Source organism: Flavobacterium zhoui, from assembly GCF_042787235.1.
Lineage (GTDB): Bacteria > Bacteroidota > Bacteroidia > Flavobacteriales > Flavobacteriaceae > Flavobacterium > Flavobacterium zhoui.
In genome coordinates this window covers 100180-111859 of the sequence record NZ_JBHZPY010000012.1, presented here as the reverse complement: position 1 = coordinate 111859, position 11680 = coordinate 100180, and the positions used below count along the sequence as shown (strand labels likewise).

At 32.0% G+C, this 11680-nt stretch carries 12 protein-coding genes; 4 read left to right on the top strand and 8 right to left on the bottom strand.

What is annotated here, in order from left to right:
• Nucleotides 1-22 precede the first annotated feature (22 nt).
• From ACFX5F_RS13385 to lepB, 4 genes are all read left to right on the top strand, one after another.
• Nucleotides 23-199: a histone H1 gene (locus ACFX5F_RS13385; RefSeq protein WP_379852508.1), complete on the top strand. Its 177-nt coding sequence runs from the start codon at nt 23-25 to the stop codon at nt 197-199.
• 391 nt (nt 200-590) lie between these two features.
• A complete protein-coding gene (locus tag ACFX5F_RS13380; protein WP_379852507.1) occupies nt 591-854 on the top strand; it encodes a hypothetical protein in 264 nt (87 codons plus the stop codon).
• A gap of 179 nt (nt 855-1033) precedes the next feature.
• Nucleotides 1034-2113 (top strand): helix-turn-helix domain-containing protein, encoded by a 1080-nt coding sequence (locus ACFX5F_RS13375; protein ID WP_379852506.1) that lies wholly within the window; start codon nt 1034-1036, stop codon nt 2111-2113.
• A gap of 81 nt (nt 2114-2194) precedes the next feature.
• Nucleotides 2195-3796 (top strand): signal peptidase I, encoded by a 1602-nt coding sequence (gene lepB / locus ACFX5F_RS13370; RefSeq protein ID WP_379852505.1) that lies wholly within the window; start codon nt 2195-2197, stop codon nt 3794-3796.
• Between the two features lie 379 nt (nt 3797-4175).
• On the opposite strand, the gene ACFX5F_RS13365 is transcribed toward lepB, so the two are convergent.
• The 8 genes from ACFX5F_RS13365 to ACFX5F_RS13330 all read right to left on the bottom strand — a co-directional run bounded on the left by ACFX5F_RS13365 (nt 4176) and on the right by ACFX5F_RS13330 (nt 11145).
• Nucleotides 4176-4916, bottom strand: coding sequence for a serine aminopeptidase domain-containing protein (locus ACFX5F_RS13365; protein ID WP_379852504.1), 741 nt, complete (start codon nt 4914-4916; stop codon nt 4176-4178).
• A 409-nt stretch (nt 4917-5325) separates the two neighbouring features.
• Complete coding sequence (locus ACFX5F_RS13360; RefSeq protein ID WP_379852503.1) at nt 5326-5883, bottom strand: hypothetical protein; 558 nt, start codon at nt 5881-5883, stop codon at nt 5326-5328.
• Between the two features lie 30 nt (nt 5884-5913).
• The gene (locus ACFX5F_RS13355) at nt 5914-6243 is read right to left on the bottom strand and encodes a competence protein CoiA family protein (RefSeq protein WP_379852502.1); all 330 of its coding nucleotides are present in this window, start codon (nt 6241-6243) and stop codon (nt 5914-5916) included.
• Nucleotides 6244-6416: 173 nt separating this feature from the next.
• Complete coding sequence (locus tag ACFX5F_RS13350; protein ID WP_379852501.1) at nt 6417-7097, bottom strand: hypothetical protein; 681 nt, start codon at nt 7095-7097, stop codon at nt 6417-6419.
• A 22-nt stretch (nt 7098-7119) separates the two neighbouring features.
• The gene (locus ACFX5F_RS13345) at nt 7120-7713 is read right to left on the bottom strand and encodes a hypothetical protein (RefSeq protein ID WP_379852500.1); all 594 of its coding nucleotides are present in this window, start codon (nt 7711-7713) and stop codon (nt 7120-7122) included.
• Between the two features lie 192 nt (nt 7714-7905).
• Nucleotides 7906-8721, bottom strand: a complete 816-nt coding sequence (locus ACFX5F_RS13340; RefSeq protein ID WP_379852499.1) for a hypothetical protein — start codon at nt 8719-8721, stop codon at nt 7906-7908.
• 78 nt (nt 8722-8799) lie between these two features.
• Complete coding sequence (locus ACFX5F_RS13335; RefSeq protein WP_379852498.1) at nt 8800-10365, bottom strand: IS1182 family transposase; 1566 nt, start codon at nt 10363-10365, stop codon at nt 8800-8802.
• 303 nt (nt 10366-10668) lie between these two features.
• A complete protein-coding gene (locus ACFX5F_RS13330; protein WP_379852497.1) occupies nt 10669-11145 on the bottom strand; it encodes a hypothetical protein in 477 nt (158 codons plus the stop codon).
• Nucleotides 11146-11680 lie beyond the last annotated feature (535 nt).

The window sequence follows — 11680 nt, the reverse complement described above, 5'->3', positions numbered from 1 at the left end:
CCTAATTTAATAAAGCATTATCATGAAAGATCTAGTTGCAAAAATCAACGCTGAATTCGAAACATTTAAAACAGAATCTGAATCACTACTTGAGAAAGGGGTCAAAGCTGCCGGAGCGAGAGCTCGTAAATCAACTTTGGAGTTAGAAAAACTTTTAAAAGAGTTTAGAAAAGTTTCTGTAGAAGAATCAAAAAAATAAATTCATCTTTAATTGCCAGCCCTTTGGATTTTCTGGAGGGCTTTTTTGTATTGACTATTGGGTTTGGACTTCCCTATCCCATAATTTAATATTCAAGTTTTCCTACCAACTGCAAAATAAGAACTTCCATTCCCTCATTGATTTTCTACAATGCCTCTTTAACTGTAAACCATAGTGCTCTATCAATCTTAGGAAAGCTTATTACTATTCCTGACTTTTGTGGTCATTCTATCTCATAGATATTGCTTACCACAGTATCTCCTAAAAAGCTTACTTCACAAATAGCTAAAACCTAAATATAAGTTGAAATGCAATAGTTTCTTTTTCAATTTGTAGTACATTTATCTTAGACTGGAAATTTTTTCAAAAGAACATTTTAAAATGGCACAATATGTTATCAAAAACAATTGAAACACTAAAATATTTACTATTGGAATATCGTTTTTATTTCTTAAGTATTGCATTGTTATTGGCACTCTTGATTTACAATCATAATGAAACTTTGGCATTTGAAAAAGAACTTATTCGAATAGAAAAAGAACTCCATATGAATCAAGCCATTTTCGAAAGAAGGCAAAAGGCATATGATGAAAAAGTAAAACAACAGCGAGAAAAACTCGAGCGTATGATAAAAGAGATCAAATCAGAGAAATAAAACTTATAAGCGATTCCGTTCAACCGGGGTTTCATTGTTCGTTCTACGCACGCAACAAAACCCTAGCTTTTAGGTAGCTCATTATTTTCAAATTATGATCAAATACAGAGATTTTTCGCGTAAAAGCAATAAAGGATAAATCAATTGTAAAATACATAAGATTTTAGTTTCTTTGTTTGATGAATTTTGAACCAGGATTTTTTAGTCGCTTTGAATTATTAATTAGCAGTATAGGTGTTGTTTTGGGGTTTTTCTTTGGAATAATACTTCTTGCCAAAACAAATAAAAATTCAAAAGCAAATTTATTTTTGGCTGTATATCTTTTAACATTAAGCTTGCGCACAGGAAAAGCGTTATTTCACAATTATTATGCAATTAGCGATTCTATTCTCACCTTATTTTTAGGCTTATTTTTATTAATAGGTCCCTGTTTATGGTTTTATGTAAATCTTTTATATAATAATAATAATAATAATGCTTCCTTAAAAAGGATAGATTGTTATCGGCATTATGCACCATTTTTTTTGGTAATGATTTTAACAGTGTTTGTCCCAAATAATGGAATTACGAACTTAGGAAATTTTTATTTGTTCTTATTCACACACGGTTTAATTTACTGTTGTTATAGTTTTTATTGGTTAGTAAAACACCCAAACTTTCATGATGTTTCACAAAAGAATGTGAAAATTAAAAATTGGTTAATTGCATTTATAGTAGCTACAACTTTAATTTTTATTCATGCAATATTAGTATTCTTTGATGTTGTTTCTTTTTATCCTAGTAGTGCTTTCTTGTTTTCATTTATAATTATTTCTTTAGCAATTTTGGGATGTCAAAATTTGTGGATATTTGAAGATGAAAAGAAGAAATATACTAATTCAACATTAGATAATACAAAAGCAAGTGAGTATCATAAACAGCTTAATCAATTTATGGAAAATGACAAATTGTTTTTAGATCCAGAGTTGACTTTAGTAAAATTAGCAGAAAGAATGAACATTTCTTCTAAGCAACTATCTCAAATTATCAACCAAATTGAAAACACAAACTATTCCCAATATATTGCTAAATATCGTGTTGAAGAAGCCAAAAAAAAATTAAAAACCCCCGATTTTTATAATTATAAAATTGCTGCAATTGCATTTGAAAGTGGTTTTAATAGCATTTCTTCTTTTAATGATACATTTAAAAAACTTACAAATACTACTGCAATTGATTATCGAGAATCATTTATAAAAAAATCAGAATTAGATTTATAATTTTGTTTGCCAGAATCATGAATTTAGTATCTGTTAGTAGTAATTTAAACGAGTTTTGCATAAATTCTTTAAATTATTCAAATGACTAGATTTTTCTTATTATTCCTCATTTTCCAATTTGTTCATTTTTTAGCCACTTTTAAATTGTATGTAAAAGCAGGTAGAAAATCTTGGGAAGCATTAATACCAATTTACAATGCCATTATATTAATGCAAATAATTAATAGACCTAAATGGTGGGTGTTTTTATTTTTTATTCCTATAATAAATTTAATAATGTTTCCTGTTGTTTGGGTTGAAACCATTCGTAGTTTTGGTAAAAACAGCACAAAAGACACTTTGTTAGCAGTCTTATCTTTAGGTTTTTATGTTGCCTATATGAATTATAATTCTGATAAATTAGAATACGTAAAGGGTAGAAACTTAAGCCCGAAAGCAGGATTAGGCGAAACCGTAAGTTCACTATTGTTTGCTATAATCGTGGCAACTATTGTTCATACTTATATTATACAGCCTTTTACAATTCCGAGTTCTTCTATGGAAAAGTCATTATTAGTTGGAGATTTTTTATTTGTAAGTAAATTGCATTATGGAGCAAGAGTACCAATGACAACAATAGCTTTGCCAATGGTGCATGATAGTATTCCTTTAATAAAAAATAAATCATATTTATTTAGTGATGATTTTTCTAAAAAAGAAACCTCAATATTAAATATGTTTCAATTACCTTATTTAAGATTACCCGGTGTTCAAAAAATTGAACGTAATGATATCGTGGTATTTAATCAACCAGCCGATACTCTTAGGGATATGGATAATTTTTCGCCTGATAGAAATTATTACAAACCTATCGACAAGAAAACAAACCTGGTGAAACGCTGTGTAGGAATTCCTGGAGATACTTTGGAAGTTAGAAATGGTTACGTATTCATTGATGGAAAACAAACTAAACTATCTGATAGAACAAAATTGCAGTTTTCATATACTATTAAATTTAAAGCTCAATTTTCTTCTTATGAGGAGGCGTCTAATATTCTAAAATTATATGATATAACCGATGGAATAGCTTACGATTCTAAATCTGGAGAATATTTTGTTCAAGCAACAGAAGAATCTGTTGCTAATGCTAGGAATAATCCATACATAGAAAGTCTTGAATTGAGAAAAAATAATAAAGGAGATCGCGATTCTAAAATATTACCTCATGACAAGAATTACAATTGGAATGCTGATTTTTTTGGACCAATTTACATTCCTGAAAAAGGAAAGACAATTGACATAAATGTAAATATTCTACCGCTTTATAAAAGATTAATCACGGAATATGAAGGTCATCAGCTATCGGTGCGAGGAAATCAGATTTTTATTGATAATAATCTTGCTACAAATTATACCTTTAAACAAGATTATTACTGGATGATGGGCGACAATAGAGATAATTCAATTGACGCTAGATTTTGGGGATTTGTTCCTTTTGACCATGTGGTTGGCAAGCCAATTTTTATTTGGTTAAGTTGGAATACTGATGGCAAAGGAATTAATAAAATTAGATGGAATCGAATGTTTACAACAGTTGGAGGCATAGGAGAACCGCGATCTTATCTCGTTTATTTTGTAATTGTTTTAATTATTTGTTCGGCTTACAATAGATACCGAAAAATAAGAGATGTCAAAAAGGAATAATTTTACTAATTAAAATCTTTCAAAAAAATATACTTTTTAAGTGCAATTTTGTAACCGAGTTACCTACAACGTCTGTTCATCTAAAAACCTCCAAACAAACTTTGTTTTTTTAATTAGGAAGTAAATATATAGGATTTAAACTACCTCCGGTTCCGTTCAACACAGGTTTCATTGTTCGTGCTGCGCACGCAACGAAACCTTTGCTGTTGCAGGTAGTGCTTTATTTTGATATTTTAGACTTCTTAATGTTCAAAGCTTTATGTTTTATCCATTGAACTGAAATATCAAATGGTTCTGTAATATTTTCAGAAGAAGTATTGTGTCCTAATTTAGAAAACAAAGTATATTCGAAAGGTTTACCTTGAGCTTTCAATGAATTTTATTGCTCCATACACAACTTTACCGGAATCTGTATATCTTTCTCACCAAAAAGCCAAAGTCCCGGAATTGAAAGAGTATTCAGAGAAATTTTTGGGTCAGCCGCAACGAATTGATACCTGTCTGGGTCATTTTTAGTATGTTCACGAGCTTCTGCATCAGTATGATTTTCCCAAAATTTATTATCTCCATTCGTGTAAAACTGAAATCGTAGTTGTTCTAAAGTTGTTATCGTCGGACAACTAAATAAAACCATAAATTCAATTTGTGGATTCTTGCGTGCAGTAATTGGAATTATCCATCCTGCTTGACTGAAGCCAACTAATCCAATTGGTGTTTTTTTATCTTTCAAATAGGTTCGAAAAGTGTTTACTGCTGAACTTGCATCGTGAGATAATAAATTAAGATTAGTAGTGTCAATATTATTAGTACCAACAGATGGCCCTACATATGCACCGCCCGATTCCCCAACTCCTAGTTTATCATATGTCAATACAGCAATACCCTCTTTGGCAAGACGTATTGCGAAGTCCATTTCTCTTTTTACAGGATCAGAACCGTGAACAATTACAACTGCTGCAACTGTTTTTTTAGGCGTTAAAATTGAGCCTGCAAGAGTGACGCCCTGACTTTCAAATTTTACATCTTGAATGATAAAGTCGGCCGATTGACAAAATACCATATCTGGTAATGTGATTAACAATAACCAAAGAAATAAGTTAGAAAAAAAGCTAATGTTCATTTTGGTTTACTATAAAAAAAATGTTTTGAATGGATTGCTTTAGCATTGCCTACAACGTCAATTCGTCTAAAAACCTCCGTTTGATCGTTTTATGTTTAATTATAAGGTAAATATAGGCGATTTAGATTACAATATTATTATTCTTATAAAAAAGAGATTGGATTTGAAGCAATAAAAAAAAGTCCGTAGAAAGCTTTAAAATTTTATAAACTCTAATTCTATATTATGTTGTGAACACGAAAGGAATCGTATTAATAAGCATTTAATTAGACTTGTTTTGATTTGAGCGCACAGGTAAATACCTGCGCGAACGATTGTGGTGATAAGTCTGCGCGGTCGGGGCAGTGTGGAGTATTTTCTAAAGAATCACGAAATTAAGCCATTGAGGCAAACCGCCGTTATAGCCCGTTTATGAATATTTTATATACTTATTTAAAAAGCTCTTTAAAGTAATGATTTTGTTTTTTTGATACCAATATAGTAACGAATCATCAAGCCCATCGAGTAAGTGAATAAATACTGGAAACTTGCATTCATCAATAAACTTTCTCCAATGTTTTTTTTTAAAAACAATTATTTGATATAGATCTTTATGATTTAAGTGAAAGTGGCTATCAAAATTTTTTCTGATTTCTTCTGAATCATAGTATCCATAAAGTTCATTCAAAATTTCTCGGACTGTGTAATAAAAATTTCGTTCAATAGAATGAAAGTCTTTTTTATTATAATAATCAAATTCAAACCAACAACCGTTATCTTCGCTAAAGTTTTTTAAATCGGGATCGTCCTTTAGATTTTGAAAAAAATCGGTTTCGAACAAGTACTCCTTAAATTCATCCATATGGTAACCCTCTATGATTGAACTATACTCTGGAATTATAAAATGGAAGGAATATGCCTTTTTGTATAACCGATAATTTATTGAAGAATTACTTGCCAAAGTCTTTCCATTTATTATCCATATCATATTTCGTTTACCATAGAAATTTTCTCTTTGTCAAATTTCCTCAGGTTTTATTGGAGAGTTTTGAACTTCAATCACTAACCCATTTCCTAATTGAATATCGGCACGGTGTAGAACATTATTTTCCGGATCTTTTAATATTACTTCTTGATTCTTCAATGGAAAATAGTTTTGCCATGAAAGATGCCATAAGGTTGTTGGTTCATACCATGAGTCACACTCTTTAGCTTTGTGGCGCCAATACTTATCCTTAACTTCGCCTTTGTTACCAATTACTATAGAATTACATCCAGGGCAGAAAGCTTTTTCTCCCGAATGTGAAACTTCAATTCTAAGATTTTTGTCGTTAACTGCGAATTTCATTTAAATGGTCTATAACGTCAGTTCGTATAAAAACCTTTAAACGAACTTTATTTAGTTAATCAGTGAGTAAATATATGGGATTTAAACTACAATTAAAATTCTTTTTACCTACTTCTGTTCCGTTCAACACGAGTTTCATTGTTCGTGCTGCGCACACAACGAAACTCTAACTGTTATGGGCTGGTTTTGTTCGTTATTTCTAATACTCTTTGGATTTCCTTAATCATATTTTCGTAACGATTTTTATTTTTTTCACTATCCCAAAATCTACTACCTAAAAATTTACTTTCTCTCGTAATAAATGGAATATTTTTATAACGATATACAAAATCGTTATCTAAACTTGCATTGAAATTGAATATAGTTTGTTTTTTGTCGTGAAGAATTTTTTCAGTAAAACTGTTTGCGACAATTACCAATTTTGGATTTATTTCTGTAATTAAATCGAGAGTTAATTTTGCTTGTTCTAGAATAAAGTTTCTATCATTTTGTGTTTTATATGAATTTTCTATATCGAGTTGCTTGGATTTTCTAAGATACAGTAAATCTAGAAATGTCCAATGTTCATTTATTTCATTCTGAATTTTAAAAAAATTTTTAAAATGAGGAACAGATTCGTTTTCTTCATAGGAAATTTTTGAGTTCAAAAATCTCCACGGATTTGATTGGGTAAAACCATACTCAACATCTTTTACAAAAGACGGTAAAGATGGATTTAGAGATAAAAACAAAACGTGATTTTTTAAAACACATTCAGGAAACATAGGCGCAATGGAGTTTTCATTTTCATAATAATTCGCCCATATTTTTTTTAGTTTTGGGTTAAGATAATCTTTAAGTGTAAATATATCCATTGAGGTTTTTGATTAATATTTTTTATATCCCTAGTACATTCCGACTTGTATTCATAATGTCCAATATTCCGCTATGAACTTGGTTTTCTTCAGTTTCTAATTGAAAATAAAAGTTACTTGAATGTGCGAATGGAATTTTATTCATTTTTTCTTGAACTGCCAAACATTCTTTTGTGTCTTTTTTCCAAGTTATTAGTCTAGTTTTAGTCATTAAACGTGATTTGTATGCTTGGATATGTTTTGTTAGACTTACGGCAATTTTGGATTGCAATTTATAGTAAGCTCTCCATTGTGTAACTGAATTATCTATTTTTTCAATTACGTCGCTCTTTTTTTCATTTAAAACATAATCAAAAATATCTCCTGTTAGAACGCATTTTTTATTGTTTTTTAAAAGAAGAATCTTATCGTCTTCTAATTTGAATTTTATCTGTAATTCAGTTGATACTTTTATAAATTCATTTACTTTTTCTTCTGGTTCAAAGTGAAATATCGTTTTTAGTTTTTCAGCATCTAAATATTCATCGCCTTGAGAATATGTGTTATAGGAATTTAACATCATTGTGAAGAATAAAAATAATTTTATTTTCATCGAAAATTTGGATTTAAAGTTCATTTTTTGTGTTTTGATTTGCGATTTTTTGGGTAAACTAGCCCATAACGTCCCGCTAGTAGGCGATGGTCGGGCTAAGTAAAGAAAAAATTTCGGATAGTCACAAGTTTTCCAAATACAAAACAGCTTTTCCATTAAGCCTAGTTCCCGACTATTGCTTACTAGCTGTAATGCGGTCGGCTTTCTTGTCTCACGTTATTTTGCTTTGCGTTTCTCAATTGTTTTTAATATTTCTTTTGTCTTTACGGCAATACTGTCAGTCGTGATTGAAATCATTTTTAACTCGTAATTGCCTATGTAAATTTTGTCAAGTTTATTAGAAACATTTGTCAAATTTTTGTTTACCTCTTTTAATTGAGTATCAGTTTCTGTTGTCTTTGGTTTGGTCGTAATATTTACGAAGTAAATCAGAACAGCACCACTAAAACAAGCTGCCACAACTAAATCACGAATTCTACTAATGGAAACAGAAAATTTTGTGGGTGTCCATTTGTTGTCAATTACTAAATGTTTAAAATTTCTCAAATACGAAATTCTTAGTCGTTGCCAAAGTGTTGGATTGCCATCAAGACTTGTACATTCCATATATGCCATAAGGTCATTCCATTGTTTTTTTAAGAACGATTTATCTTTGAGTCGAATTGGGTCAATCCAAAGTCTAAGTGAGATACTGCTCTCAATCGGTTTTTTATTTTCAGTCCCTGCAGGATAAATGGAAATGATTACAAAACCGCTGTCGTCCCTTTCAAATAATAGTGTTGCACCATATTCAGATAATGCTTTCCAAGAATTTCCAAGAGTAATTGTCTCAAATGGTCTACTACCCCAGAAAACTTCAACAACTCGATTATTGTCTCCACCTGCACGACTTCCAGGACAAACACTTAGCATATAAATTCTTTCAAATTTTTCTGCGTTTGGATCGTTGTCACGAAATGCTTTAAATGTTTCTTTTGCCGTCCCATAAAAATCGTCAAAGTCATTTCTCCTGTCTTGTCTTGTTCGTGCCATTATTTATTTGTTAGTTGTTGTCTTAAGCTGCCGCATAACGTCAGTTCGTCTAAAAACCTTCAAACGAACTTTATTTGGTTAATCAGTGAGTAAATATATGGGATTTAAACTACAATTAAAATTCTTTTTAATAAAAGCCATTTTCTCATTCTCAAAATAAAATAAGGTGTAAAAGGCATTAAAAAGCGCTGTTAGAATGGCAAAATATTGGGACAATCTTTTTAGATATTCTTTTAGTAGATTGTGGTCAATTAGGTTGAAGATCCGGCGCAGGTTGTAGGCTGATAAAATCAATCCTACATCGGCTGAGGCGTTTTTGATGGTTTTCTTTGTCATGATATAATAAAAGTCCCATTGGCGTTTTATCACTCCGTAGGGATGTTCTACAATGGCTTGTCGTCTGGGGTAGATTTCATAATTATTTTCGATTCTTATTTTATTTTGATAAATCAAATCCGCATACTGGGAACGTTCAATAAGTCTGCCTTTGGCATTTTTTGTGCATTTTGCAAAGAGTTTACAAGTCAGGCAGGCACTGGTTTTATAATGCTTCATCTGGGTTATTGATTTGCCGTTCTTTTTGGCGTACCAATTTCCATTGGTCGTTAAAGTTTCATTGGCTGGACAAGTATAAGTGTCGGTTTCTGTGTTGTATTTAAAATATTCTACATCAAAAGCGGTGTCAGGTGCATGTGCAGACACGCAGGGAATAGCGACGAGTACATCAACACCTAGTCGGTTAGCGTAATCAAACTCGCTTCCCGTGTGATATCCTTTGTCGTAAATAGCAGTAAAATTGTTGTGTCCCAAAATAGTTTTGGTTCGTCGCAACATGCCGCCCATCGCTTTGGAATCGTTTTCATTGGTTACTTTGAAATCAATGGGAATGTTGTGCAGCGCATCCTCTGTGGTTTGTACCGTGTAGGCCACTTCCGAGATGTTGTTTCGAGTCATGATTTGTCGGCTATCGGGATCTGAGGTCGAGATTTGGGTGACACCAGTTGTGTCGATCGTGTTTTGATACCCAATGTATTTTTGCTTTTGAATGCTATGTTTTTTTATCTTCTTTACTAGGATTTGTTTTTCTAGAACATCACCATCTTCTTTGGCTAAAGCCGAGTTGTATTCTTCGAGTCTGGCATCGATATAAGCAATGTGACGCTCTATTTTATTAGGATTGAAATTGTTTTTCTTGGAGTTTTGTGCTCTGAGTTTGGTACTGTCTCCTGCGACCAAAGCACCACCAATAAGTTCAAAGTGCGCTGCTAGTTTAACTGTTGCCCGAAAAATGCGGGCAATGGCTTTAGGGTTGTTTTTGCGGAAATTAGCAATGTTATTGTGGTCAGGAACTAAACCCTTCAAAAGCCACATGAGTTCAATGTTACGACTGCATTCTTTCTCCAAAGTTCTGGAGGAACGCATGCGATTGAGGTAGCCGTAAATAAAGAGTTTGAGTAAATCCGAAGGATGATAAGCGGGTCTTCCGTTTTCGACAAAATCGAAAGTGAATCCAAAATCAGCGAGTTTAAGACTGTCTACAAAAAGGACAATGAGCCTGATTTCGTTGTCTTGCGCAATGGCATCATCAATCGATGAAGCAAAAAGCGGGAGTTGGTTTCTGTTGGTTCCGTTGATGAATTTCATACTTAAATGTAATAAAAATCAACGAGTTATACAAATTATTTGAGAGATTTTTAATACAAATATCTAACCGGAAGAAAAGAGGTTATTAGACAGTTTGACGTTCCGCTGCCTGTGGTCTGTTGTGGGAGTTCGTAACCTTTCAATTTTCGGCTTAACGAAAATATGATTGCGAAACGGTAATTCCACTAAATCCCACAATAGCCACAGACAGCTGTTGCCAGATCGGTTTTATTTTTCGGTTTCGCTTTTCCACCGCTATTAAGTGAAAAGTATTTATAAATTATTTTATTATGAAATTATTTTCTATGTTTTTAAAACGCAAAAAAACTTTAGAATCTCTATCAGATAATAAGCAGCGGCTACTAAAGTCCCAATTGCTATTACCCAAGTCAAAAGAACTAACTGAAATTGATTTGAAGACTGTTGCTCTTCGAGAGCGTTCTGCCTTTCAGTCATCTCGTTGTTCCAATTTTCTTTCTTTTGGTTTTCTCGGTTTTGATTTTCGTAACCGCCGTTCTTTATAAAAACACGACCTTCAAAAGAGATATTATAAAAATAGTTTGTTCTTGGAGTGTCAAATAATTGGTCTGTTGTGTTTTCTGAATTTTGATTAACATAACCATCTTTTACTAATTTCAATAATGCTGATTTTAGTATTGCATTATCAATATTTTTTAAAAAGTCAGATTTTTTGTTAGCATCATTTCTTATATGAGCAAATTCATCATAATCAGTCTCTAAAAGATATTTTAAAAGCTCGTCTAAAATCTTATTTTCCATATTTTTCAATTTTTAACCGTTACGCCAAACTCCCTGGCAACTTGTATATAGACGAAACAAACCTTCGTATATACACCCAAATACAGGTAGATTGACGAAGGTTTGTTTGGCTTTATCGATTTTCAAATATATTAAAATTTTCTTACAAATAATAAAGGGAACTTTTTAATTGCTATAACTTTTCCGTACTGACAGGGTATATATTATGGTAGTTTTAGTGTTATTGTACTGATAATTCTTTTACCTTTATAAATCCGCGTCTCTTTCTAGCAGATGACTAATGTCGCTGTGCCACGGCCTGAGGAAAGTGTCTGGTTTTGTAATTTGTACCGCATAAAACAATAAAAGACGCCCCTCAGCATCTTTTATTCCTTCCTCCTACTCTTCCAATTACTATTTTTATCACAATCACTCCTAAGCTCATAAATCTTCGATAAAAGGTAAAGACCTAAAAATCAAACTACAATTAGCCCTGTTCTTATCGACCATTCTCAGCAATCGGGTTAAGTACCACACGAAAGGATTCGTGCGGCAG

Coding starts and splice junctions, on each gene's coding strand:
- ACFX5F_RS13385 (WP_379852508.1), top strand. CDS start 23: ATGAAAGATCTAGTTGCAAAAATCAACGCTGAATTCGAAACATTTAAA.
- ACFX5F_RS13380 (WP_379852507.1), top strand. CDS start 591: ATGTTATCAAAAACAATTGAAACACTAAAATATTTACTATTGGAATAT.
- ACFX5F_RS13375 (WP_379852506.1), top strand. CDS start 1,034: ATGAATTTTGAACCAGGATTTTTTAGTCGCTTTGAATTATTAATTAGC.
- lepB (WP_379852505.1), top strand. CDS start 2,195: ATGACTAGATTTTTCTTATTATTCCTCATTTTCCAATTTGTTCATTTT.
- ACFX5F_RS13365 (WP_379852504.1), bottom strand. CDS start 4,916: ATGAACATTAGCTTTTTTTCTAACTTATTTCTTTGGTTATTGTTAATC.
- ACFX5F_RS13360 (WP_379852503.1), bottom strand. CDS start 5,883: ATGATATGGATAATAAATGGAAAGACTTTGGCAAGTAATTCTTCAATA.
- ACFX5F_RS13355 (WP_379852502.1), bottom strand. CDS start 6,243: ATGAAATTCGCAGTTAACGACAAAAATCTTAGAATTGAAGTTTCACAT.
- ACFX5F_RS13350 (WP_379852501.1), bottom strand. CDS start 7,097: ATGGATATATTTACACTTAAAGATTATCTTAACCCAAAACTAAAAAAA.
- ACFX5F_RS13345 (WP_379852500.1), bottom strand. CDS start 7,713: ATGAACTTTAAATCCAAATTTTCGATGAAAATAAAATTATTTTTATTC.
- ACFX5F_RS13340 (WP_379852499.1), bottom strand. CDS start 8,721: ATGGCACGAACAAGACAAGACAGGAGAAATGACTTTGACGATTTTTAT.
- ACFX5F_RS13335 (WP_379852498.1), bottom strand. CDS start 10,365: ATGAAATTCATCAACGGAACCAACAGAAACCAACTCCCGCTTTTTGCT.
- ACFX5F_RS13330 (WP_379852497.1), bottom strand. CDS start 11,145: ATGGAAAATAAGATTTTAGACGAGCTTTTAAAATATCTTTTAGAGACT.